The 22,370-nt window shown below is 34.8% G+C and carries 32 protein-coding genes; 11 read left to right on the forward strand and 21 right to left on the reverse strand.

Going from position 1 to position 22,370, the window contains the following annotated elements:
- Positions 1–120 precede the first annotated feature (120 nt).
- From folD to ACTNEP_RS05085, 17 genes are all read right to left on the reverse strand, one after another.
- A complete protein-coding gene (gene folD, locus ACTNEP_RS05005) occupies positions 121–978 on the reverse strand; it encodes a bifunctional methylenetetrahydrofolate dehydrogenase/methenyltetrahydrofolate cyclohydrolase FolD (protein ID WP_441160620.1) in 858 nt (285 codons plus the stop codon).
- A gap of 12 nt (positions 979–990) precedes the next feature.
- Positions 991–1,371 carry a transcription antitermination factor NusB gene (gene nusB, locus ACTNEP_RS05010; RefSeq protein ID WP_441160621.1) on the reverse strand — a complete coding sequence of 127 codons (381 nt, stop codon included), beginning with the start codon at positions 1,369–1,371 and terminating at the stop codon, positions 991–993.
- 217 nt (positions 1,372–1,588) lie between these two features.
- Complete coding sequence (locus ACTNEP_RS05015; RefSeq protein WP_441160622.1) at positions 1,589–1,981, reverse strand: Asp23/Gls24 family envelope stress response protein; 393 nt, start codon at positions 1,979–1,981, stop codon at positions 1,589–1,591.
- A 24-nt stretch (positions 1,982–2,005) separates the two neighbouring features.
- Positions 2,006–3,367, reverse strand: coding sequence for an acetyl-CoA carboxylase biotin carboxylase subunit (gene accC / locus ACTNEP_RS05020; protein WP_441160624.1), 1,362 nt, complete (start codon positions 3,365–3,367; stop codon positions 2,006–2,008).
- A 12-nt stretch (positions 3,368–3,379) separates the two neighbouring features.
- Positions 3,380–3,886, reverse strand: coding sequence for an acetyl-CoA carboxylase biotin carboxyl carrier protein (gene accB / locus ACTNEP_RS05025; RefSeq protein WP_441160625.1), 507 nt, complete (start codon positions 3,884–3,886; stop codon positions 3,380–3,382).
- Positions 3,887–4,185: 299 nt separating this feature from the next.
- On the reverse strand, positions 4,186–4,797 hold the full coding sequence (locus tag ACTNEP_RS05030) for a SpoIIIAH-like family protein (protein ID WP_441160626.1): 612 nt from the start codon (positions 4,795–4,797) through the stop codon (positions 4,186–4,188).
- 23 nt (positions 4,798–4,820) lie between these two features.
- On the reverse strand, positions 4,821–5,462 hold the full coding sequence (gene spoIIIAG, locus ACTNEP_RS05035; protein WP_441160627.1) for a stage III sporulation protein AG: 642 nt from the start codon (positions 5,460–5,462) through the stop codon (positions 4,821–4,823).
- 1 nt (position 5,463) lies between these two features.
- Positions 5,464–6,075, reverse strand: a complete 612-nt coding sequence (spoIIIAF, locus tag ACTNEP_RS05040; protein ID WP_441161100.1) for a stage III sporulation protein AF — start codon at positions 6,073–6,075, stop codon at positions 5,464–5,466.
- Positions 6,076–6,087: 12 nt separating this feature from the next.
- Complete coding sequence (gene spoIIIAE, locus ACTNEP_RS05045) at positions 6,088–7,251, reverse strand: stage III sporulation protein AE (RefSeq protein WP_441160628.1); 1,164 nt, start codon at positions 7,249–7,251, stop codon at positions 6,088–6,090.
- A 15-nt stretch (positions 7,252–7,266) separates the two neighbouring features.
- On the reverse strand, positions 7,267–7,659 hold the full coding sequence (spoIIIAD, locus tag ACTNEP_RS05050) for a stage III sporulation protein AD (protein ID WP_441160629.1): 393 nt from the start codon (positions 7,657–7,659) through the stop codon (positions 7,267–7,269).
- Between the two features lie 6 nt (positions 7,660–7,665).
- On the reverse strand, positions 7,666–7,872 hold the full coding sequence (gene spoIIIAC / locus ACTNEP_RS05055; RefSeq protein ID WP_018934528.1) for a stage III sporulation protein AC: 207 nt from the start codon (positions 7,870–7,872) through the stop codon (positions 7,666–7,668).
- 14 nt (positions 7,873–7,886) lie between these two features.
- A complete protein-coding gene (gene spoIIIAB, locus ACTNEP_RS05060; RefSeq protein WP_441160630.1) occupies positions 7,887–8,402 on the reverse strand; it encodes a stage III sporulation protein SpoIIIAB in 516 nt (171 codons plus the stop codon).
- Entirely contained in the window at positions 8,399–9,316 is a 918-nt protein-coding gene (gene spoIIIAA, locus ACTNEP_RS05065; RefSeq protein ID WP_441160631.1) for a stage III sporulation protein AA, read from the reverse strand. The genes spoIIIAB and spoIIIAA overlap by 4 nt, the downstream gene beginning before the upstream one ends.
- 424 nt (positions 9,317–9,740) lie before the next feature.
- Complete coding sequence (efp, locus tag ACTNEP_RS05070; RefSeq protein WP_441160632.1) at positions 9,741–10,298, reverse strand: elongation factor P; 558 nt, start codon at positions 10,296–10,298, stop codon at positions 9,741–9,743.
- 22 nt (positions 10,299–10,320) lie between these two features.
- Positions 10,321–11,391 carry a M24 family metallopeptidase gene (locus ACTNEP_RS05075; RefSeq protein ID WP_441160633.1) on the reverse strand — a complete coding sequence of 357 codons (1,071 nt, stop codon included), beginning with the start codon at positions 11,389–11,391 and terminating at the stop codon, positions 10,321–10,323.
- Positions 11,392–11,405: 14 nt separating this feature from the next.
- The gene (gene aroQ / locus ACTNEP_RS05080) at positions 11,406–11,840 is read right to left on the reverse strand and encodes a type II 3-dehydroquinate dehydratase (protein ID WP_441160634.1); all 435 of its coding nucleotides are present in this window, start codon (positions 11,838–11,840) and stop codon (positions 11,406–11,408) included.
- 53 nt (positions 11,841–11,893) lie between these two features.
- Positions 11,894–12,373, reverse strand: coding sequence for a YqhR family membrane protein (locus tag ACTNEP_RS05085; protein ID WP_441161101.1), 480 nt, complete (start codon positions 12,371–12,373; stop codon positions 11,894–11,896).
- A 235-nt stretch (positions 12,374–12,608) separates the two neighbouring features.
- On the opposite strand from ACTNEP_RS05085, the gene ACTNEP_RS05090 reads away from it, so the two are divergent.
- The gene (locus ACTNEP_RS05090) at positions 12,609–13,001 is read left to right on the forward strand and encodes an SA1362 family protein (protein ID WP_441160635.1); all 393 of its coding nucleotides are present in this window, start codon (positions 12,609–12,611) and stop codon (positions 12,999–13,001) included.
- Between the two features lie 17 nt (positions 13,002–13,018).
- On the opposite strand, the gene ACTNEP_RS05095 is transcribed toward ACTNEP_RS05090, so the two are convergent.
- Together ACTNEP_RS05095 and mntR are read right to left on the reverse strand one after the other, a co-directional pair.
- The gene (locus ACTNEP_RS05095) at positions 13,019–13,909 is read right to left on the reverse strand and encodes a patatin-like phospholipase family protein (RefSeq protein WP_441160636.1); all 891 of its coding nucleotides are present in this window, start codon (positions 13,907–13,909) and stop codon (positions 13,019–13,021) included.
- Positions 13,910–13,978: 69 nt separating this feature from the next.
- Positions 13,979–14,392 (reverse strand): transcriptional regulator MntR, encoded by a 414-nt coding sequence (gene mntR / locus ACTNEP_RS05100; RefSeq protein WP_441160637.1) that lies wholly within the window; start codon positions 14,390–14,392, stop codon positions 13,979–13,981.
- 173 nt (positions 14,393–14,565) lie between these two features.
- On the opposite strand from mntR, the gene ACTNEP_RS05105 reads away from it, so the two are divergent.
- The 3 genes from ACTNEP_RS05105 to ACTNEP_RS05115 all read left to right on the forward strand — a co-directional run bounded on the left by ACTNEP_RS05105 (position 14,566) and on the right by ACTNEP_RS05115 (position 17,650).
- Positions 14,566–14,961, forward strand: a complete 396-nt coding sequence (locus ACTNEP_RS05105) for a rhodanese-like domain-containing protein (protein WP_441160638.1) — start codon at positions 14,566–14,568, stop codon at positions 14,959–14,961.
- 242 nt (positions 14,962–15,203) lie between these two features.
- On the forward strand, positions 15,204–16,856 hold the full coding sequence (locus ACTNEP_RS05110) for a DEAD/DEAH box helicase (protein WP_441160639.1): 1,653 nt from the start codon (positions 15,204–15,206) through the stop codon (positions 16,854–16,856).
- On the forward strand, positions 16,853–17,650 hold the full coding sequence (locus ACTNEP_RS05115; protein WP_441160640.1) for a YqhG family protein: 798 nt from the start codon (positions 16,853–16,855) through the stop codon (positions 17,648–17,650). Before ACTNEP_RS05110 ends, ACTNEP_RS05115 begins: the two co-directional genes overlap by 4 nt.
- A 43-nt stretch (positions 17,651–17,693) precedes the next feature.
- On the opposite strand, the gene ACTNEP_RS05120 is transcribed toward ACTNEP_RS05115, so the two are convergent.
- Together ACTNEP_RS05120 and ACTNEP_RS05125 are read right to left on the reverse strand one after the other, a co-directional pair.
- Positions 17,694–17,876 carry a YqzE family protein gene (locus tag ACTNEP_RS05120; RefSeq protein WP_441160641.1) on the reverse strand — a complete coding sequence of 61 codons (183 nt, stop codon included), beginning with the start codon at positions 17,874–17,876 and terminating at the stop codon, positions 17,694–17,696.
- Positions 17,877–17,927: 51 nt separating this feature from the next.
- On the reverse strand, positions 17,928–18,425 hold the full coding sequence (locus ACTNEP_RS05125; RefSeq protein WP_441160643.1) for a shikimate kinase: 498 nt from the start codon (positions 18,423–18,425) through the stop codon (positions 17,928–17,930).
- 109 nt (positions 18,426–18,534) lie between these two features.
- Here ACTNEP_RS05125 and comGA point away from each other — a divergent pair, with 109 nt between their 5' ends.
- Genes comGA through ACTNEP_RS05160 form a run of 7 tightly spaced genes read left to right on the forward strand, consistent with a single transcriptional unit; the run spans position 18,535 to position 22,360 of the window.
- A complete protein-coding gene (comGA, locus tag ACTNEP_RS05130; RefSeq protein ID WP_441160645.1) occupies positions 18,535–19,521 on the forward strand; it encodes a competence type IV pilus ATPase ComGA in 987 nt (328 codons plus the stop codon).
- Positions 19,493–20,542 carry a competence type IV pilus assembly protein ComGB gene (gene comGB / locus ACTNEP_RS05135; protein ID WP_441160646.1) on the forward strand — a complete coding sequence of 350 codons (1,050 nt, stop codon included), beginning with the start codon at positions 19,493–19,495 and terminating at the stop codon, positions 20,540–20,542. The genes comGA and comGB overlap by 29 nt, the downstream gene beginning before the upstream one ends.
- 14 nt (positions 20,543–20,556) lie before the next feature.
- On the forward strand, positions 20,557–20,868 hold the full coding sequence (gene comGC / locus ACTNEP_RS05140) for a competence type IV pilus major pilin ComGC (RefSeq protein ID WP_441160647.1): 312 nt from the start codon (positions 20,557–20,559) through the stop codon (positions 20,866–20,868).
- Position 20,869: 1 nt separating this feature from the next.
- The gene (gene comGD, locus ACTNEP_RS05145; protein ID WP_441160648.1) at positions 20,870–21,307 is read left to right on the forward strand and encodes a competence type IV pilus minor pilin ComGD; all 438 of its coding nucleotides are present in this window, start codon (positions 20,870–20,872) and stop codon (positions 21,305–21,307) included.
- Positions 21,297–21,638 carry a hypothetical protein gene (locus ACTNEP_RS05150; RefSeq protein ID WP_441160650.1) on the forward strand — a complete coding sequence of 114 codons (342 nt, stop codon included), beginning with the start codon at positions 21,297–21,299 and terminating at the stop codon, positions 21,636–21,638. The genes comGD and ACTNEP_RS05150 overlap by 11 nt, the downstream gene beginning before the upstream one ends.
- Positions 21,589–22,041, forward strand: coding sequence for a competence type IV pilus minor pilin ComGF (locus ACTNEP_RS05155; RefSeq protein WP_441160651.1), 453 nt, complete (start codon positions 21,589–21,591; stop codon positions 22,039–22,041). The genes ACTNEP_RS05150 and ACTNEP_RS05155 overlap by 50 nt, the downstream gene beginning before the upstream one ends.
- Positions 22,007–22,360 (forward strand): hypothetical protein, encoded by a 354-nt coding sequence (locus tag ACTNEP_RS05160; protein WP_441160652.1) that lies wholly within the window; start codon positions 22,007–22,009, stop codon positions 22,358–22,360. The genes ACTNEP_RS05155 and ACTNEP_RS05160 overlap by 35 nt, the downstream gene beginning before the upstream one ends.
- Positions 22,361–22,370 lie beyond the last annotated feature (10 nt).

Below are 22,370 nucleotides of genomic sequence, written 5' to 3' on the forward strand. Positions count from 1 at the left end.
CATCCCTCTACAATCTTATTATATCTATACGGACTTGTGTTTAATCTGTAAGAAAAGGTCATTCTCTTAAGAATGACCTTTTCCTTTCATATTAAAATATATGAAGCAGTTGCACAAGTCTTATGATAGTCCGTTCGCTTTTTTGGCCGATTTGATTGTGTTATGCATGAGCATCGTAATTGTCATCGGGCCGACACCTTTTGGAACTGGGGTAATATAGCTTGCTTTTTCCTTTGCGGAATCAAAATCGACATCGCCTGTTAACGTACCATCTTCGATTCTATTAACTCCCACATCGATTACAATAGCGCCTTCTTTTATATGCTCACCACTAATAAAATGCGCTTTCCCTACTGCTACAATTAAAATGTCCGCAGATGCTATGTATTCTTCCATATTTTTGGTCCGTGAATGGCAGTATGTAACAGTTGCATTTTCACTTAAAAGTAACTGTCCAACTGGCTTTCCTACAATATTACTTCTTCCTATTACCACAGCATGCTTTCCTTCCAAGGAAATGTTTTTCGATTTCATCATTTGTATAATACCGTAGGGTGTACATGGATAGAATGTATCTTTTCCAGTCATCATTCGACCAATGCTTATCGGATGAAATCCATCCACATCTTTCTCTGGAGAAATTGCTTCTATTATAAGTTGTTCATCAATATGTGCTGGTAAAGGTAACTGTACTAAAATTCCATGGACCGAATCTTTTTTATTTAATGTATCGATTAGCGTTAGTAATTCTTCTTGTGAAGTGGATTCAGGTAGCTCGATTAGCTCTGAGTCGACACCTACATAATCAGATGCTTTTTGCTTACCTTTTACGTATGATTTAGATGCCGGATCATCACCTATTAACACTACGGTCAAGCCAGGAATAATTCCTTTCTCCCGAAGATTGCTTACTTCTTCTTTCATTTCATCCCTTAAAGATTGTGCTAACTCACTACCATATATAATTTCTGCAGTCACTATTGCTCCCCCTTATTTTATCATTTTTGATAATACACCATTGATAAATTTCCCTGATTTATCATCACCGAAAATATGAGCAATCTCGATTGCTTCATTGAGCACTACACTCTCGGGTGCATCCTGTAAATAAAATAATTCATAAGTAGCCATACGTAGTAGCGTTCTTTCTACCAAAGCAACTCTTTCTAACGACCATTTTTCTAAATGGTTTTTAATTTTTTCATCGATCTCCTCTTTATTCTCGGCAACACCATTGATAAGGTTGAACAAGAAAGAATCATGTTCACTTTCTTCTAACGTATGCTCAATGGTAGTTGCTAGATCGTATTCCTCTGTATCCAAAGAAAATAAAATTTGTAATGCTTTCTCTCGTGCAGTTCTACGTTTCATTTACTTTTTTTGCTCCTTATTGCGATCATATTCTCACTTCCAAATGATAACACGTTATCTTTAGGATTGCCATTAAATCTTATCATTCCACAACAAAAAATATTGATTCTATAAAAAAGGTATACCTCATATAGCGGTCGATTTAATGGATCATATTATAGTAAAAAAGAATGAAAGTCCCAGCAGATAAGTCCGCGGGTCTTTCATTCTTGAATTACTACTCTTCTTTTTCCTCATTATGCTGTTCCATATGAACGCCCACAACATGTACGTTAATTTCTTTAATTATAATAGCGGTCATATTTTCAATTGCTTGCCTTACATTTAATTGTATCTTTTCAGCGACTACAGGAACAGCGTGTCCATAATCGACCACAATATAAACATCGATCGATACTGCTTCATCAGTCAATTCTACTTTTATACCTTTACCATGTGCTTTTTTCCCTAATCGCTCTGCAACGCCTGTTGCAAAATTTCCTCTCATGCTGGAAACACCAGGCACTTCTGTAGTAGCTATCCCTGCAATTACCTCTAATACATCTGGCGCAATTTCAACTCTTCCCAATGGAGTAGACTCGCTTACATTAAGTAATTGATTTTCTGCCATAACGAACGCCCCTTTTGACTAAGATTAGTCTTGCCCTTCTTCCATTATACTATATTTTTCTAAAAATCTTGTGTTAAAATCACCGTCAACAAATACTGGGTGAACCATCATTTTGCGGTGGAAAGGAATCGTCGTATGAACACCTTCTACAACAAATTCATCTAGTGCCCGTTTCATTCGATCAATCGCTTCTTTTCGAGTCTTACCGTACGTTATTAACTTGGCAATCATCGAATCATAATATGGTGGAATTCGATAGCCTGGGTATGCGGCAGAATCAACTCTGATTCCTAAACCGCCGGGTGGTAAATACATATCTATCATACCAGCAGAAGGCATGAAATTCTTTTCAGGGTTTTCTGCATTAATACGACATTCCATCGCCCACCCATCGAATGTAATATCTTCCTGTTTATAACTTAACTTCTCATTATTGGCAATTTTTATTTGTTCTTTAATCAAATCTACCCCTGTAACCATTTCAGTAACAGGATGCTCTACCTGAATACGGGTATTCATTTCCATAAAATAGAACTTATTTTCTTTTTGGTCGAAAATAAATTCAATCGTTCCTGCACCAGAATATTGTACCGCTTTTGCTGCTTTAACGGCAGCGTCTCCCATTTTACGTCTCATATCCTCATCAATAGCTGGGGAAGGTGTTTCTTCTATTAATTTTTGTAGTCTTCTTTGGATACTACAATCTCTTTCCCCAAGATGTATCACATTACCGTGATTATCCGCTAAAACTTGTATTTCTACATGTCGAAAGTCTTCAATAAATTTTTCTAAATATACACCTGGGTTACCGAATGCTTTCTCTGCCTCATTCTGTGTTACTCGGATACCTTTTAATAATTCTTCTTCAGTACGAGCTACGCGAATACCCTTACCACCACCACCAGCAGTGGCTTTAATAATTACAGGAAACCCTATTTCTTTGGCCACCTTCAGTCCTTCTTCTTCATCCCTGATGATTCCATTTGAACCCGGTACCACCGGAACACCGGCTTCTCTTAATGTTTCTCTTGCTACGTCTTTTGTACCCATTTTTTGAATTGCGTATGCACTTGGACCAACAAATGTTATATTACACGCATCACAGATCTCTGCAAAATCTGCGTTTTCTGATAAAAAACCGTAACCAGGATGAATCGCATCCGTGTCAGTTAATGTAGCGACACTCATAATATTTGTAAAGTTTAAATAACTGTCCCTGCTTAGTTTTGGTCCGATACAATATGCTTCATCCGCTAACTGTACATGTAATGCATCGCTATCAGCTTCAGAATATACCGCCACTGTTTCGATTCCCATCTCTTTTGCAGATCGAATTATTCTGACTGCTATTTCTCCACGGTTAGCAATTAACAGCTTCTTAATCACAATGTCATCCCCTTATGCCTTCTTGATTCGGAATAATGGTTGTCCATATTCCACTAATTCACCATTTTCTGCCAATATTTCTGTAATGGTTCCTTTTACATCTGCTTCAATCTCATTAAATAATTTCATTGCTTCAACAATACATACAATGGTGTCCTCATTTACATGATCACCAACTTGCACATAAGCTTGTTTATCTGGTGATGGAGAGCTATAGAAAGTCCCTACCATTGGTGATACAATTTCATGATCATAATCTGCTTTTGATTGTGTTTGTGTTTCTTCCTTTGCTTCCGGCTCTGCAGTTGAAGCTTCGGATTTAGTAGTTACTTCGGCAGTAACTTGTGATACAGCTTCTTGTGATGGTACTACAGATTCAGAAACGGTAGTCATTGCTGTAGGTACACCTGTATTTTTCTTCAGCTTAATTTTCGCTCCTTGTGCTTCATAAGAGAATTCTTCAATAGTTGATTGATCTAATTTGTCAATTAATTGGTTGATTTCTTGAATTGTTAACATTTCTGCACCCCTTCAAACTTTTATTACAATTAATAACAGGTACTAATAACTCCTTCTAACATTTTACGCAATAGATATAAAAACTGCAACCATTGTTTTTATTATCATCAAATAATGAGAACATATTATCTGTTGTTGGTATTGCATTACTTAGATTTCATTGTTGTTATAGCCTCTCAAGACGTATATACCGCCAGCTTTTAAAAAAACTATATCGAATATTGCAAAGGGAAAAATAAAAATGCCCTCGAGAAATCTCAAGGACAAGTCAATGTGTCTCTAGAAGAGTTACCATAGGATTAGCTTGGCTGGTAGCTGACATCAATTTTTATTTCACCAAATTCATCCTTCGCATGCTGAATAATTTCATTTGCTTCTTCTACCGAAAGGCTGTCGGCTTGGACAGTTATCACCACATTATTGTCTGATACATTTCGAACAAGTACTTCTTCATATCCATTTAATGATCTCAACGTGTCTTCCAGAATACTTTCTTTTTTATCTAACATTTCAATTTCTTTCATGGCTTCATATGCTTCATTCTTCTCATCTGAACTACTTTCACTAGAAGCAACAATCGATTCCAATCTTTCTTTTTCCATACTTCTTTGATTAGTAATTTCCATACGAACTGCCGTAAAGTATTGTTCCGAATCAACAGATGAATTATCTACTTCTCCACTAATATCTTCCGCACCTGCTTCCTCCTCTATCCCTGCTTCTTCTGGATCTTCTTCAATAGCATCCTCTGTTGATGGATCTACATTTGATAAAGATGTAGCTTGATCCTGCTCTTGATCTGCATCAAAATATGCCAAATCTCCTTCAGTTGGTGCATTTAGATAATAGACACTTAACACAATCATTAAACTCAACATCGTTAGTAACCATACTGTTTGCTTTTTTAACATAGTTTCCCCTCCTAATTTATTTATTATTTTTTTGGCATAACTGAAACTCGATGAGCCGGTACATCCAACACTTTGGATACGGCCTCTAACACCCATTTTTTGACTTCCAGGTTGTCCACACCATTCGCAACTACCAAGACCCCTCTAACTTGAGGTTTTTTGGTCTGGATTAATAAAGGTACCTCTTGCTCCCCTTGACGAATAATAACAACTGTTTGCTCTCTTGTTTCATCATCAATTTTTCTAGAACCACCGTTTTGATCTGATTCACTGGTTATTTGTGAACCAATTACTAAATTTTTCTCGTAAACTTGTTCATTTGTAGCATCAAGATTGACCATTACTTCAACATCTGAAACTCCGGTGATTTTATCAAGTAATTGGACTAAGTCTCTTTCATAGGCAGCTTCTAAATCTCCTATCTTGGAGGTTGCATCAGATACATCCGATTGTTTCCATGTTTCATTATCTTCATCTCCTGTTGATGATTCGATCATACTTGGTGGTTCTGCTAATTGATTTTCTGATTGATTGGAGCTGAACACATTACTGATTAACAATATAAAAACTGCAATTAATACAAGCAATGCAATATACTGCATTTTTGTTGTTTTTTTATCTTTTGTTTTTAAGCTTGATAGAAATTTTTCTAACCATTTAGGCACCTTATTCCTCCTTCCATCCAACATGAATTATACTTTCCTCCACTCCCCACTGATCTGCTAAGAAATGTTTCACTTCTTCATCATCCTGGGGCTCAGCTTCGGAAGTCTGAGGTAAAGAGTCGCCAATTTGTATATTCACCTCTTCGACTACTATAGATGTGTCATCCGTTATAGCAAGTTGGACATAAATACTTTCAATCTCATTATCTGCTGAAGTCGGATGACTAGCCCAATTAACTTCCATGTCCACAATTTGATAATTGTATGTTTCCTCCAACTCCTTCTCTACCATATTTTCCATTTGGACAACCATCTCTTCTAATACATATGCAGCTTGTATCTGTTCTATTTCACTTTTCTGCTGATTCATTCCATTTTCTATTCTCGACTCCATTGATGGATCTGGATTGGTGGTGATTAATTGATCCACCATTTTATGGACATCGACATTAAAAATAGACAGTATCGGTTGTAGGATAATAAGAATAAGCAATAGCCCTATTACTAATTTGACATACTGTCTTAGTTTCGAACTGGGAAGAATTAGATCTACTACCATCGCTACAATCATAAAGATAATAATTTGCAATATCCAACCTGATAAGTACTCAATGACTCTCCCCTCCTATCTCACCATCATCGTTAGATTACTCGAAATAATTAGAATGACAATAGTAAAGAAAAACATAAATGTAACCAATAATAGTGCAGCAAACAAATAAAGGATATGTTTCCCAATTATATCCAAACACTCTATTACTGGACCATCACCAACAGGTTGTAAAATGGCAGTTGTCACTTTATACATTAATGAGATGGTAAAAATCTTAATTGCCGGAAATAATACAATCCCAATTAAAATCACGACACCTATCATCCCTATACCATTCTTAATTAAAATAGTGGCACTTAATACCGTATCTGTTGCATCTGTAAAAATCCTACCAATTACCGGGATAAAGTTACCCGTTACAAATTTTGCTGTTTTCATGGCAATACCATCCTGAATCGCACTTGCAGCTCCTTGTACAGATATAACCCCTAAAAAAACGGTAAGCAGAATTCCCATTATGCTAATAGCGATGTTTTTTATTAAGTTAGCTAATTTTGTTGCTTTATATTCTGTACTAATTGTGCTCACTATTTGAAGAATTGCCGAGATTAAGATAAGCGGTATGACAATTTTGGAAATTACTAAAACACTTGAATGTATAAGAAAAATAATAATCGGATGAAAAAACGAAATCGTTACTAGGTGTCCGAGAGAGGCCAATATTCCTAATAGCAAAGGTATTAATCCAATTAAAAAGTTTTGAGCCAATTGTACCGTATCTATTACGTAACTTGTTGCCAACTGAAAACTTGAAAGTGCAATAATGATTAACATCGTATAAACGATCGCATATGCTACTTTACTCACGACTTGTTTTTCAAAAGCATTTTGAATCGTTTGTAATACTAAGCAAAATAATGTTAATAGCATTAAGGTACCCAACAACTTACCATTCTCCACAATCTCATAAAATAAGAAACGGAGAATTCCTTTAAACCATTCATTTAGAGAGAGACTTTGCTCACCTTTTACAATAGACCATACATTTTCTTTATTAAGTTCTGGTAGTGCATCGTTATATTCATTCCCTAAATAATCCCAATAGTCTTGAAGTTCGCTCCCTTCAATCATCTGTTGGTAAGCATCTGTTTGATTGGATACATCTGCTGCGAGCTGTATTGGAATAATAAAAAAGAAAAGTGCAATAATGAAAACAAGTTTTCTAGTAAAACGCATGTATATCCTTCCTTACTATGTGATCGGAAAAATATTTATGATTGTTTCAATTAATGATTTAAATATTGGAATTGCTAAAATGAGGATAAACACTTTCCCTATCATTTCAATTTTGACTGCAACCGACTCTAAACCAGCATCTTTCACAATGTTTGCTCCTATTTCCGTAATATATGATATGCCAATGATTTGAAGGATTGTCTTAATGTATACTTCATTTATATTTGCCTGTTCACCTAAATAAGTAATTAGATTTAAAATTTCCTTTACGTACTGAATAACAAAAATAAAAAAATAGAGAACCGTTAATACCACAATAAGAAACGCAATACTAGGCTGCTTGTCCTTTAATAATAAAAATAGGACTGATGCTATAATTCCTACACTGATTACTTCAAAGATTTCCATAAATCATTATCCTTTTAGAAAAAATACAGCTCTAATCTGCTGAAACAAGTCTGAAATGCTGTTTAGGACAAATAACAAGACAATAATAAAACCAACTAAACTTACAAATTGAGCATATTCTTCTTTCCCCATTTGCTTTAATATCGTGTGAATCATCGCAACGATAATTCCGATGCCTGCAATTTGAAATAAAACGCTTGTATCTCCAATCACGTGATATCTCCTCTCTATAGCAAGAGTAAAACAATAAAAGTACCAACTAGAAATCCAACACTTCTTGACATTTTTCCATAGCGATAATTCTTTTCCTCTGCTTCTGTTAGTTTTCTTTCAAGATGAGTAATCGTTAAACGAATATATTTTTGTTGTTGGACAATATCATGCTGTCCCAATGTTCTTCCGAATTGTTGAAGGATTTCTTTATCTTCTAATTGAATGGGATTTCTACTATAAAAGGAATCTATGTGTTTTTCCCAAATCGGATAAAGCTGTTCTTTGTCTTCCTGTATATCATTTGCAATCGTTTGAAAGAGAGTGGAGATCGGATTTGGTATTTGGTTAGCTACAGATTGTAATGATTCTTTAATGGTTGCCTGGCTATAGACAATTTCTGCCTCCAATATTTGCAACGCATTTTTGAATAAGCGTATAAATCTCGGGCGATTAGCTAAATTGTTGGCATATTCATGGCCAATCCACGTTAAAGATGCAATGATACATAAACACGCCAGAAGCTTTATCATAGCACCACACTTCTCTTATAGAGAGATTGTCCATTACCATCCAGTATTTCAGCTACTTCTCCCACCCGATACTGACTAGAAAGGACTACAAATCGTTGAAAAATGTTTTTTTGCAGTATTTTTTGAATGGTTGGACGGTTACTTATATCAGATAATGACCTGCCATGAACTGTACAAACAAGTTGAACACCTGCATGGAGAACTTCATCTATAGCTTCAGCATCCCGTTCGCTTCCGATCTCATCGACGATAATTACATCAGGTGACATCGAACGAACAAACATCATCATCCCTTCGGCTTTTGGACATCGATCTAATACGTCAATTCTTGGTGCTAATAAGTGTTGAGGAATCCCGTTAATGGAGGCACAAATTTCAGATCGTTCATCAACGATGGCCGTTTTTAATTCAAGTTTCGAACTAGCACTTGCGCAGAAATTGGCAATATCTCTTAAAAAAGTTGTTTTTCCTGATTGTGGAGGGCCTATGATTAACGTATTTTTGATGGTATCTGTCATTAAATAGGAAATATAAGGCTGAATAATACCGAATTGAGGTTTTGCAATTCTAATATTAAAAGAACTCACATGATGTATTGCTTTAACTTGTTTGTTTTCCAAAATAACAGAACCAGATATACCAATTCTGTGACCACCTTGAATGGTAATAAATCCATGCCTTAATTCTTCTTCAAGTCGATACAAAGAAAAGTCACTTATCTTGTTGAGAAACATGTTGGCATCTGATTTGGTGAAGTTTGTCTGTTTGAGCCACGTTACACACTTTCCATCATTCAACTCAACTGGTTGATTTACCCTTAGCCTGATCTCCTGTATATCTATATCTTCCTTCGCAAGAAAAAAGTCGATCTGTTCAGAGATGTGGTTCGGAAGTATTTTCAAAACACTATCCATAAACATTGCCTCTTTTCCATAAGCTATTTCTATAAACATTCTATGCGAGTCACTAGTAGATATAACCAAAGATAGATAAGAGCATAGAAAAACTTGAACAATGTTCCAAGATCAGCTAACAGCATACAATGAAGCAGCAAAAAACCGGATACAATCCTTCCGGCTCCGTTTGCTCGTATGGAATGTAGATTACTACTGTGAACTAATAAAGCGAAACGTTGATCAGGAGGATACTGGCATTTAGCACCCACCCGTGATGAAATTTCGCTTTAAAAATGATTCCTTTCATTCTTTTTAGAGAGTTGATACATTGCAATGTATTTTGTACTTGAATATATTATTGGATAGTAGTACGAAAACATTCTCCTAAAAAAACAAAAACTACTAAGTGTTCGTCACTTAGTAGTTTTTGTTCTAGCATATATTAAGCACGTGATACGTATTTGCCGTCTGTTGTAGAGATTACTAATACATCACCTTCATTAACAAAGAAAGGTACTTGAACTGTAAGACCAGTTTCAAGTGTTGCTGGTTTAGTTCCTCCACTTGCTGTATCACCTTTTATACCTGGCTCTGTTTCCGTTACAGTAAGTTCTACGTTATTTGGTAAATCTACCCCGATTGTTTCTCCTTCATACGTCAGAATGTTTACTTCCATATTTTCCTTTATAAACTGCAATTCTCGTTCAATCTGATTTGTTTGCAATTCAGTTTGTTCATAGGAGTTAGTATCCATAAAGGTATGAGTATCACCAGAAGCATATAAATACTGCATTTTTCGATTTTCAATATGCGCTCTATTTACTTTTTCTCCACCTCGGAATGTTTTTTCTTGGATATTCCCATTGCGAAGGTTACGTAATTTAGAACGAACAAATGCAGCGCCTTTACCAGGCTTCACATGTTGGAATTCCAATACTTGCCAAATGCCGCCATCTACTTCAATTGTTAATCCTGTTTTAAAATCGTTTACCGAAATCATCTAATTCCTCCTCCAAAAGTGTTTACGATACTGGTAAGCGAATTAAGTCCTTTGGTGAATGCGTTAATCGCTCATTTCCATCTTTAGTAACTAAAATGTCATCTTCAATACGGCATCCGCCTACATTAGGAATATAGATACCTGGCTCCACTGTAACGACCATACCCGGCTCCAACATTTCATCTGAGTGTAAAGATAGTCTTGGCATTTCATGTACATCTAAACCTAATCCATGACCTGTTGAGTGACCGAAGTATTTACCATAACCCTGCTGATCAATATAGTCTCTTGTTAAAGCATCAGCTTGTTTTCCAGTGATACCCGCTTTTATTCCTTCTACACCTTTTAATTGTGCCTCTAGAACTGTATTGTAGATTGTTTCCAGCTCTTCTGAGATTTCTCCGACTGCTACTGTCCTCGTAATGTCAGAAGCATATCCATTGTACGATGCACCAAAATCCATTGTTACCAATTCGCCTGATTGAATTTCTTTTGATGATGCAACACCATGTGGTAATGCAGAACGGTAACCGGACGCTACGATGATATCAAAGCTTGAAGAAGTCGCACCTTGTTTTCTCATAAAGAATTCTAATTCATTAGAAATATCGATCTCTTTTACTCCCGGTTTTATGTAGTCTAAAATATGGTTAAAAGCATCATCGGCAATCTTACAAGCATCCTTTATTATATTAATCTCATCTTGATCTTTAATCAAGCGTAACTTCTCAATTAATGCATCCGAAGGGATCAAATTCGCTTGAATGGAGTTATTGTATTTTTCATAAAGGCCGTAAGTAAGGTCGTGTTTTTCAAATCCAACCGATTTAATATGAAGAGCTTCTACTAATTCTGCTACCGTATTCTCAATCGGTCCTTGATGTTCTTTAATGTCAAAACCTTTTACCTGTTCACTTGCTTGCTCGGTATAGCGAAAATCAGTAATAAAGAATGCATCATTATTAGTAACGAGCGCAACACCTGCAGTACCTGTAAACCCAGTAAGATAGCGTCTATTAATTGGGCTCGTTATTAGTAATCCTTCGATTTTTTCTTTTTGTAATAAGTTTCTTAGTTTTTCAAGACGTTTCATCCCAAACTCCCTTTCTATAAATTACTCTCTAATAAATACAATGCAGCTAATTGGTACCCTTTTGTGCCTAACCCAACGATTTGTCCGATACAAACAGGAGCTAATACCGAAGTATGACGAAATGCTTGGCGCTGATGGACATTCGATATGTGTACCTCAATGACCGGAACTGTAACAGAACTGATAGCATCTCTTAAAGCAATGCTTGTATGTGTGTATGCGCCCGGATTAAATATAATACCTTCGTATTCTGCTTCAGCCTCATGGATCCAGTCAATTAATTCTCCCTCGTAGTTTGACTGCTTCGCATCTAATTGATATTGGTATGGTTCCAGTACTTTTAGTACATTAGTTTCAATATCCTGTAATGTTTCACTGCCATATATATCTGGTTCTCTCTTGCCTAGTCGATTTAAATTCGGTCCATTTAATAATAATAGCTTCCCCATACGTTTCACTCCATCCCCAAAACATTCTCTCTTCACCATAGTAACATAATTAGTTATTTCTTTTCATCATTATGTTGCTCATATGCAAAAGAAATAGAGTAGCCGACAAATACTCCATATAAGATAAATAAACAAATAGTCGTTACCACTGAGTCACTATCTAATTCCCAAAAAGGAGGAATGTTTGTAAAGAGTGGTTCTGATAACCAGAAGACAATAAACCACAAAACAATTCCGGTCAAAATGCCTGGCAATATTCCCGGAAACTTTTTTAATATGAGATAATATAATAATGCTAATCCAATCGATAGTAAACTTAAAATTAGGATAGAGATAACTTCCCCTAACCAGCGATCAGACCACGGTGTTTGCAACCAAGAACGCAATATAAAACTTTTAGGTGTTACCTGGGTAAAATGAAAATAACCCGCAAACGCAGCTATTGTCCCCCAGATAATTCCACCAAAAAACCCAATACTGATAGTTTTAGGCAATAAGGAAGGTTTTTTCTGTTGTTTTTCTTTATGGTTCACATGTCTCAATATTATCACCTCAAAAATAGACTATCCAAAATCGATTTTTTCATGCTAAATGTCGTTTTTAATCTAGTTATTTTCCTTCAATTTTTATACAATAAAAATAAAGCGCTTTAATTTTTCTCACGAAAAAGTTAAATAAAAAATTTTGTATAAAATCCAACAAATAACGGGTATAACTATAGAAAGAACTTTAAATCGTGTATACTTTAATATAAAGGAGGAAGGTCATATGAATCGAAACATAGGTTCTATCGTTGTTTATTCATTAATCGGTCTAGCTGTGTTCGGTTTTATCTCTTTCTTAATTACTGACACTCTCGGGTTACTTAAATTCCTATTTATATCCTTGTTGATGGGGGCAGCAATTTTTGGTTTAGTATACTTCTTTTTTCTTAGAAAGCGGACACCAAATGAACTGAGAAAATATCGTAAAGCTGTGAAACAATCAAAACAAAAATATAAATATCAGCAAAATAAAAGCGGTATGGAACCTGGTCCAATCAGACATACTGTAGCTACTAAGAGATCAACACGACCATTAAAAACCACTAAAAAGAATCCCACGCATCTTCGAGTTATTGAAGGTAATAAACATAAAAAAAAGAACAGAGCGTCTTTATAGAGACGCTCTGTTCTTTTTCACGGCCACTTCGATAAAAATTTGGTTGTACGTTGATAACCTAGTTCTATTAATTCTTGTTTTTTCTCTAACGGTATATTGAAATCAGTAGGGCTGACATCATCAATTGGAAAAAATAAAATGTCTTTCGCTACATTTTCTGCAATATACCTCGTATCATACGCTTTTCTCATTGTACCTATTACAGCCTTTAACATATCAATGGAATTTTTAATTTTTTGATTATAATAATATTGTTTAGGATCGGTCAATTGCATTCCCAATAACGGGCGCTCACGTGTATTATTACCATTATCGAATAACCATAGTGGAAAATTACTAAGAATCATACCATCCACAACAATACTTTTTTGTCTGGAAAGGGGATTAATAATTTTAGATGGGCGAAAAAAATATGGGATAGAGATACTGCTCCGAACTGCTTTGGCAATCGGAAAATATCCTGCATCAATGTGGTAGTTTTTCTTTAAATCGTCTGGAAAAACGACAACACGATTTAATGTTACATCTGCTGCAACAATTTTTAGTTTTTCTGTTGGTAAATCTGAGAACGAAACAATTCCTTTCTCAAAAAGCTTTTCATACAACCAATTTTCAAAATAATTCCCTCTGTACAATCCCATAGTATGATATAGCGTTAACCATTTTAAAAACGGAATCATACTACTCCATCTCGATTGATCGAGGAATTTATCCAATGGTAACTCTAAAAAAATCTCCTTCATTTCCTTTGCTGAATAACCAGCTGCAATAAACGTTGCAAGCAGGGCTCCGGCAGACGTACCAGCTACTCGCTCAAATTGAATATCCTTTTCTTCGAAGGCTTGAATTGCACCTAAAAATGCAAAAGCTTTCACACCACCACCTGAAAAAACACCATCGATTTTCATGGTATCACCCTATCTGACTGGTATCAACTTATATATATACACTTGCACCAGCAGATAGAACATGTTTAGCTAGTCCTTTTTATCCTGTAAATCCTTCAGTTCTTTGGCGCGCTTAGGATCTTCTAAAAATTGTACAACATCCCCTATGCGATCGATAGAATTCCAGCTCAGATGATGCTCTATTCCTTCGACATCGGTGTATATATTCTCCTCATCAACACCGATAATCCGCAGAAATTTCTCCAGTAATTCATGGCGATAAACTAATCTTTCGCCGACTTTTTTGCCTTTTGGTGTTAAAATAAGCCCTTGATACTTTTCATAATTCAAATAGTCATCTCGATCTAACTTTTGCACCATCTTTGTGACAGATGACGGTTGTACTTTTAGTGCCTCAGCAATTGCTGAAACCCTTGCATAACCCTTCGTCTCCATCAGTATATAAATTTGCTCTATGTAATCTTCCATTGTCGGTGTAGGCATATATATCCTCCATTACTATATAATATATGTAAATAAAAGCATACAATAGAATGGCAGGTGAGACAAGACTTCTCCCTTAAAAATCAGTATTCAACATTTTTTTCTTTATTTCACGCTATTAAATGGTATAATCCTTTTTAGAGGATTTAATAGAAAACATTGGGGGATTCAAAATGACAGAATTATACATTCTAATAGGTATATTAATTGCCTTTATTTTATTTACCGTATATCGCTATTTTAAACAAAAAAAGATATTAAAGCCACTTACGGAAAAAGAATTTCGAGAAGGTTATCGTAAAGCACAACTAATTGATGTGAGAGAGCCTAAGGAATACGATGGTGGACACATTCTTGGTGCCCGAAATATTCCTTTAACACAGCTAAAGCAACGCTTAACAGAACTGAGAAAAGATCAACCTGTTTACTTATATTGTCAAAACGGTTCACGTTCCATGCGTGCAGCATTAATCCTTGATAAACAAGGATATAAAGACCTCTATCAATTACAAGGCGGTTTCAAGAAGTGGACGGGTAAAATTAAGAAAACGAAAAAATTAGATTACTAAAAAAGTCGAGTTGCAAAACTCGGCTTTTTTTATTTTTTCCTTAGCCATTATATTTTGCTGTAAACGTCTTATTGCCAAAAGGCAAATAGATATTATTTCACAGCTCCTATTGGCTTTAATATGTATTAGATTTAAAAACTTCATTATTCTTAGTGATTCTTTGCGTTTGAAATGTATAACTCTTGTTATTTTGACCACAATAACAGTACAAAATGTATCAATCAATGTTAGGGTGGCGTGTCATGAGGATACCAATTTCGAAAGATGAAACATTAATACAAGAGTATGAAAAAGCAATCAAAAACCCTGCGCAATTAGCGGATTGGCCATTATTTAAAAAATCTTACCAAATTGCTGAAACAATGAAAATACCTAGTTTCAAAGATCTTGTCGCACCAAAATTTTTACCACACCTAGACTTTTTACCACATCAATTAGAATGTGCAGAAAAAGTAATTCAAGATATGAATGGCCGTGCATTGTTGGCAGATGAGGTGGGATTAGGAAAAACGATTGAAGCAGGTTTGATTTTAAAAGAATATATGCTGAGAGGTTTAGTACAAAAAGTATTAATTCTAGTTCCTGCTTCACTTGTCAATCAATGGGCATTGGAATTAAATAAGAAATTTTTGATTCCAGCAGTCACTTCAGGTAAACGAGTTGATTGGCAAAATACTAATATTCTTATTAGCACACTTGATACAGCGAAATCAGTCAGACATCGGCAAACCATCCTTGAACAAGATTATGATTTTGTCATTGTTGACGAGGCACATAAATTAAAAAATCATAAAACAAAAAACTTCCAATTTGTTCAACAATTATCGAAAAAATATTGTTTATTATTAACAGCTACACCTGTTCAAAATAAATTAACAGACATCTTTAATTTAATTAGTCTATTAAAACCAGGTTATCTTGGAACATATGAAGATTTTATTCAACAATATCGGGAACAAAAGCGAAATGTCGACGAAGACCCTTACTTAAAGCAATTAATAAGTAAAGTAATGGTACGTAACCGTAGAACAGATACCGGAATTGCGTGGACAAAACGGGAAATAGAAACCATTTGGGTACCATTTACAGAACAAGAATTAGATACGTATCATCAAGTGGAAAAGTTCTTTAAACATCATACGGCAATATCATCCATTACTTATGTAAGAGAATTCTGCAGTTCCCGCGAAGCTTGCTATCTTTCCATAAAGAAATGGTTACAACAACAAGAAAAAGTCGATATTCCAAAAGTAAAGGAGTTATTGTCTTCTATTGAGCAACTGCCACATCATGCAAAAGCATTAAAATTGATAGAGTTAATTAAATCTTCTGATGAAAAATTTATCGTCTTCACAGAATATCGCGCTACCCAAATATATTTACAATGGCTCTTACAACAGGAAAAAATTCCAACAGTCATCTATCGTGGTGGATTTAAGAAGGGAAAAAAAGACTGGATGCGACAGTTATTCCAAAATCATGCACAGGTAATGATCGCAACGGAAGCCGCAGGAGAAGGAATCAACCTTCAGTTCTGCCACCATTTAGTTAACTATGATTTGCCATGGAATCCGATGCGCCTCGAACAAAGAATTGGACGAATTCACCGCTTTGGTCAAGAAAATGATGTAAAAATTTATAATTTTGCATTAAAAAATACAGTCGAAGAGCATGTTATGAATTTGTTATATAAGAAAATTCAATTGTTTGAACATGTTATCGGTCACTTAGAGCAAATTCTAAGCGATTTAAATGTTTCTAATTTAGAAAAGGAAGTAGAACAAATTTTTGAAGAATCACAGTCTATTGGAGAATCAAGAATAAAGTTGAATAACTTAACCTCTGTTATTCAATCGTATCAAAAGGATAATGAAGCCAGGGAGCATTTACTATGATTACTAATTTATACGATTTCTTACATGAATACTTTACCATTTATAACTGTGAAGTAATCACAGAAAATCAAACAGAAATGACAGTAAAACTTACCCGTGAATTAGATCAAGTATTAATGAACCGCCCTTTTTATTGGCATTATATGGACAAAATTGGTCGTGAAGGAGAACCAATGTCCTTATATTTAGATACAAGTACAGAAAAAAAAGATAATAACAAAGAATGGATCCATTTTGGAAGTCCTCGATTACAACAAATTTTTCATCACATTAAACAAAATGCTCGTTATACCGTCCTATATGAAGAAACCGGTGGTAATGCCAAGACAGCATTACATCCTTGGTTAGTAACGAATATTATGGTTCATTATTGCGGTAAACAAAAGAAAGAGTCGATCCATTCAATTGGACTACAGTTAATAAACGGTATGATGAAATCCAATATGATGAAATCCATCGAAAGTTTATCAATGGTACGGAGAATGAGCGACTACAGCTTTACCATTTCTCCCATCATTATGCCATTGAGTGGATTTAGAAGGGTTTTTCACTATTTAGAAAACCAATTATTAGAGGAAGATTTGGATTGGGCAAAAGAATCCACTAATGCTTTGAATGAAGAAATCCAACTTTTAGAATATTTCTTTAACCAACAAGATGAAAATCATGACATTTTCGAGAAAGAAAAAGAAAGACTAACTGAACGTTTGCAGCCCCACATTGAAATAGAAATAATTAATGCAGGACTCTTCTATTTAACGGAGGAATCGAGTCAATTGGTATATGAAAAGTAACATACAAAAAAAGATTAAAACATCAGCCAAGGTAGCTGATGTTTTAATCTTTTCTTTTCTGTATTAATAGTCGAAAGGCAAACGGCAGTACACCAAACCATTTATTAGAGTAAGCAATATCCTGCTGCTTCCTTTCTTCTTTTTGCTTTTTCCGTTGATCTTTCGGTGTATCCATATATTTCACAATTCTTTGCGTCATGTATTTGACATAATCATTGTTAGACAACAGACTCACACCTTTATCGTTTTACTATCATTTTGACCAACAATCTTTCTTTTATGCATGCACCGTTACAATTATTTCATCGCCAATTTCTTCCACACTTTTCCCATCTGTATATATAACATAATCTGACACTTCAAGATACTTTGGTAATCGTTCTTCCAGTAACTTTTTTTTATCTCGAGCTTGATTGTTCCAAATCGGTCGTATCTGATCATTCATTAACCTATGTTCTATCTCTTTCCAGGACGTCTGCAGAAAAAAAACGGTACCATTTTTCTGTAACCACTTCCTATTCACTTCTTTTTCAATTATCCCTCCACCTGTCGCAACAATTGTATTTTCTTTATTTGTCTTATGTAACATATTTGTTTCGTACTCTCTAAATGTCTTTTCTCCATGTTGATTAAATATCGTTGGTATAGTCATTTGATAATATTCCTCAACCATTTGATCAGTATCTTGCACAGGCCATTTTAATACTGATTCAAGATAACGTGCAATACTTGTCTTTCCACTTCCCATAAAACCAACTAAATAAATACTATTCATAACCGTCCTCCAAATTTCTTTAAAAATTTTACTATGTATTGCAGGATTTAAGTAATTGATGTCGAATATAATTATTGTACCATGATAAAAATAGGAGGTGAATCATTATTTGAACAAAGCCTCAGCCATTTCCAATCGTATTCTCCAAGCTGCAATTGAGCGTCATGCCACCGATATCCACTTTATTCCTCAACTCAGTGAAATTGATATTTTTTTCCGCTGTAATGGTAAACGCACTTTCCACGCTTCCCTGTCACAGAAACATTATATGATGATGTTAGCTTATTACAAATTCACTGGAAAAATGGATATTGGCGAAAATAAAACGCCACAACAAGGAGCAATTCATTACCATTATCGTGATCAGCCCTATTCCTTACGACTTTCTACCATACCTGTTAACAGCCTAGAAAGCCTAGCTATTCGTATTTTACCCCAACAAAGCATACATTCCTTACAACAATTATTTTTGTTTCCTCATCAACTCCGTATTCTACAAAAATGGTTGCATTTTCCATCTGGTCTTGTCTTGTTAACTGGTGCCACCGGTTCTGGAAAGACTACTACTCTATACGCTCTCATAAAAGCTTTAATGGTTTCCAATCAGTATCAGACGATAACGTTGGAGGATCCAATAGAGAAACCATTAGATAATGTGCTCCAAGTACAAATTAATGAAAAAGCAGGTATGACATATGATGTCGGGTTAAAAGCAGCATTAAGGCATGATCCAGATATCATTATGGTTGGGGAAATAAGAGATCCTACAATTGCAAAATTTGCCTTTCGCGCCTCGAATACTGGACACTTAGTTTTATCAACATTACATGCCAATAATGCCCAAGGAACTATTCATCGACTACTCGAAATGGGAATTAAACCGATTGATATCGAACATAACCTTCTCGCAGTGGCTTCCATTCAATTATTATCTCTAGAATTAAGTAAGTCGACTCATCAAAGGGCGGCTATATTAGAAATCTTGGAAGCAAAGCAAATTCATCATATAGTCCGTAACAAACCATTCGTTGAACCATTCCGTTTCGATCATTTAAGGAGAAAAGCATATGCATATGGATTTATTAAAACTCTATAAGTGGAGACAAACCCTTTCCATACATGACCAGCATCAAATACTATACCGTTTTGAACAGCTTTTCCAATATGGTTACAGCCTTAATGATGCTTTGGATGTTTTAATGTGGGAAAAACAGTATACATCCATTGTGACAGCCATTAAACAAGCATTGCAACGTGGAGAAACTTTTGTGGACACATTAGATAGAGTAAATTTCAACCCCGAGGTTATTAGTTTTTTAAACATTGCTATTCAAAACGGTAATCTTGCTGAAGGGTTACAACATTGTTGTCAACTGTTACAACAGCGAAAGGAATTTTTAACGAAACTGAACAAACTTTCACGTTATCCGCTTTTTCTCTTCATTTTCTTTTTAGTAATACTATACTTTATGAAAACTACAATTTTTCCATCCTTTTCACAACTACTCGGCTCCAATACGGAAATGATGAGTGTCTTCCAAACTGCAGAAATTTCAATCAATGTGATCTACTATAGTATCATCACCTCATTATTACTACTGCTTTTTCTTACTGTAAGCAGTATTACTGTTAAAAAGCAATTACCTACTGAATCTAAAATTCGACTTATTAAAGGAATTCCTGTATATAGAAAATATAAACAAATGCAGACCACCTATTTATTAGTTACTCACCTTTCCAGTTTGTTAAAGAGTGGACTGACTATAAAAGACAGCTTGGACGTAGTTAAATCCGAACAAAAAACTGGATTAATCCATTATTATGCCACTTTAATTAGCGATCATCTAGCGCATGGTTATAACTATTCCACGATATTACCCCAATGCCAATTATTACAAGACGAGTTAACCCAAATAATGTCAAAAGATCGGAACCAAAACCAACTCCAACATGAACTAACCATTTATGCAGAACATTTACTGTTATCGATTGAAAATTATCTCAAAAAGTGGATCAGTTTTATCCAGCCATTTTTGTTAAGTATTTTAGCCTTATTTATTGTTTTTGTATATTTAGCCCTAATGCTGCCAATGTTTGATTATATGAATTCCATGTAAAGGAGAAAAAAAGTATGATGAAAAACAATAAAGGTTTTACGTTGATAGAAATGTTAATTGTTCTAGCTGTGATCAGTATCTTATTAATTTTATTTATTCCCAATTTAGCAAGTAAAAGTGAAAATATTAATGTTCAGGGTTGTGATGCATTATTACAAATGACTGAAAATCAGTTAATTGCATTTGAACTTGATAATGGAAGAAAACCCGAAAATCTAAGTGAATTAGAAGGAGAATATTTAGAAACATTATCATGTAACAACGGAAAAACAGTTATTGATTATAATAGCTCTAAAACTGGCCTAATCAAGCGGGACCTCTATTAAGGTGTTTTATCATCAAAGAGGCTTCACCTTAATAGAATTCTTAATAGTATTATCCGTAAGCTCCATTATTCTTGTTATAAGTGGTAGTTATGCAGTAAGAACATACGATACACTGCAGTACAAACAATTTTCCAAGCAGTTTCATCATGATATTCTCTATTTACAACAGCTTGCTATGTCTCAAAATGACAATTTCTACCTTCAATTTGAAAGGCAACAAAATCGTTACCATATTCGTCAAGGTGGTTACGGTACGAGCGTTTTGACTCGTCATTATCCTGAGCATTGGCAGATTCAACCTAATACACTTGTACTCCCAATCGAATTTTCACATAAAGGGAATATGAAAAAACCAGGCACTATGCAAATAAAAACAAGGTTTCAAACATTTTATATAACATGCCCATTTGGCAAAGGAAGATGTTACGATGCAATCTAATCATCAAGCGGGTTTCTACATGTTGGAAACCCTGCTTTCCGTTATGATTTTTTTTACTGCTTGCCTTACACTTTTACCAATTCAATACCAACTGTTAATCGAAAAAAAAATGATCAGAGAGGACGAAAAAGCAACTTATTTTCTTTCTAAGCAAATACACAAAGCTTGGTTAGGAGAAGAAGATCAAAGTACTGAAATATATGAAGATATCATCAGTACACCATTAATAGTAACCATTACACGTTCAGATTCCTTAATAGAAGGATGTGTCAGTTGGAATAATGTTAAACAAAAACAAACCACCAAATGTCAATATGCAATACCACAATGACAAAGGTTATATACTGCTGGAAGCATTATTAATGGTACTTTTCCTGTTTATTTTATTATCATGGTTTACACAAGTCCTACTTATGTGGACAAAAGATGAACAGGAAAACCTTCCAATGGTTTATCATTTCCATCATGTTATTGAATTAGAAGCTCAAACGGCTGTTTCGATTGACGTGAAGAATAATCAATTATATTTTTTTCAAACAAACGGTGATCTTGTCACTATCTCTTTTCACAATAATAAAATTCGCAGACAGGTTAACGGCAGGGGACATGAAGAAATATTACGAAATATAAAAGAATTCAAATTGGCGAATAGAAATAATGATATTGCTATACTACTTACAACGGATAGTGGTGAACAAATTGAAAAATGGTTACTCAAAAAAAATCATGAATGAGAAAGGATATATTTTCCCTTTAACAACTTTTGTCGTTTTATTATTATTATTGCTGACCTTACATCAAATCCAGCAGATTCATATTGAGAAAAGCATTCACCAATTAAATGATGAACAATACAAATTAGAATCCCTCTATCAAAAAGCATATGCATTAATTATTGAAGGGAAGGAAGGACCTCCATTTTCGTATACATTCCCTGATGGTACTGTGAGTATAACCATCTCCGAAACGATCCAAGAAAGGACAATATATCAGATTATAATGAATACAGATACTGGTGGTTACAGGGAAGTTCACGTTGAAATTCCAGATTAGATGTATAAAC

The organism is Gracilibacillus sp. HCP3S3_G5_2 (assembly GCF_052063305.1).
Classification (GTDB): domain Bacteria; phylum Bacillota; class Bacilli; order Bacillales; family Amphibacillaceae; genus Gracilibacillus.

What these genes read in the sequence shown, in the direction of transcription:
- ACTNEP_RS05015 (WP_441160622.1), bottom strand. Translation starts at nt 1,981, where the DNA reads ATGGCAGAAAATCAATTACTTAATGTAAGCGAGTCTACTCCATTGGGA.
- mntR (WP_441160637.1), bottom strand. Translation starts at nt 14,392, where the DNA reads ATGCCTACACCGACAATGGAAGATTACATAGAGCAAATTTATATACTG.
- ACTNEP_RS05150 (WP_441160650.1), top strand. Translation starts at nt 21,297, where the DNA reads ATGCAATCTAATCATCAAGCGGGTTTCTACATGTTGGAAACCCTGCTT.
- ACTNEP_RS05030 (WP_441160626.1), bottom strand. Translation starts at nt 4,797, where the DNA reads ATGTTAAAAAAGCAAACAGTATGGTTACTAACGATGTTGAGTTTAATG.
- ACTNEP_RS05115 (WP_441160640.1), top strand. Translation starts at nt 16,853, where the DNA reads ATGATTACTAATTTATACGATTTCTTACATGAATACTTTACCATTTAT.
- ACTNEP_RS05075 (WP_441160633.1), bottom strand. Translation starts at nt 11,391, where the DNA reads ATGAAACGTCTTGAAAAACTAAGAAACTTATTACAAAAAGAAAAAATC.
- ACTNEP_RS05155 (WP_441160651.1), top strand. Translation starts at nt 21,589, where the DNA reads ATGTTAAACAAAAACAAACCACCAAATGTCAATATGCAATACCACAAT.
- ACTNEP_RS05105 (WP_441160638.1), top strand. Translation starts at nt 14,566, where the DNA reads ATGACAGAATTATACATTCTAATAGGTATATTAATTGCCTTTATTTTA.
- accB (WP_441160625.1), bottom strand. Translation starts at nt 3,886, where the DNA reads ATGTTAACAATTCAAGAAATCAACCAATTAATTGACAAATTAGATCAA.
- efp (WP_441160632.1), bottom strand. Translation starts at nt 10,298, where the DNA reads ATGATTTCGGTAAACGATTTTAAAACAGGATTAACAATTGAAGTAGAT.
- ACTNEP_RS05125 (WP_441160643.1), bottom strand. Translation starts at nt 18,425, where the DNA reads ATGAATAGTATTTATTTAGTTGGTTTTATGGGAAGTGGAAAGACAAGT.
- nusB (WP_441160621.1), bottom strand. Translation starts at nt 1,371, where the DNA reads ATGAAACGTAGAACTGCACGAGAGAAAGCATTACAAATTTTATTTTCT.
- spoIIIAA (WP_441160631.1), bottom strand. Translation starts at nt 9,316, where the DNA reads ATGGATAGTGTTTTGAAAATACTTCCGAACCACATCTCTGAACAGATC.
- spoIIIAD (WP_441160629.1), bottom strand. Translation starts at nt 7,659, where the DNA reads ATGGAAATCTTTGAAGTAATCAGTGTAGGAATTATAGCATCAGTCCTA.
- ACTNEP_RS05090 (WP_441160635.1), top strand. Translation starts at nt 12,609, where the DNA reads ATGAATCGAAACATAGGTTCTATCGTTGTTTATTCATTAATCGGTCTA.
- spoIIIAB (WP_441160630.1), bottom strand. Translation starts at nt 8,402, where the DNA reads ATGATAAAGCTTCTGGCGTGTTTATGTATCATTGCATCTTTAACGTGG.
- spoIIIAE (WP_441160628.1), bottom strand. Translation starts at nt 7,251, where the DNA reads ATGCGTTTTACTAGAAAACTTGTTTTCATTATTGCACTTTTCTTTTTT.
- comGC (WP_441160647.1), top strand. Translation starts at nt 20,557, where the DNA reads ATGATGAAAAACAATAAAGGTTTTACGTTGATAGAAATGTTAATTGTT.
- ACTNEP_RS05095 (WP_441160636.1), bottom strand. Translation starts at nt 13,909, where the DNA reads ATGAAAATCGATGGTGTTTTTTCAGGTGGTGGTGTGAAAGCTTTTGCA.
- ACTNEP_RS05110 (WP_441160639.1), top strand. Translation starts at nt 15,204, where the DNA reads ATGAGGATACCAATTTCGAAAGATGAAACATTAATACAAGAGTATGAA.
- comGB (WP_441160646.1), top strand. Translation starts at nt 19,493, where the DNA reads ATGCATATGGATTTATTAAAACTCTATAAGTGGAGACAAACCCTTTCC.
- aroQ (WP_441160634.1), bottom strand. Translation starts at nt 11,840, where the DNA reads ATGGGGAAGCTATTATTATTAAATGGACCGAATTTAAATCGACTAGGC.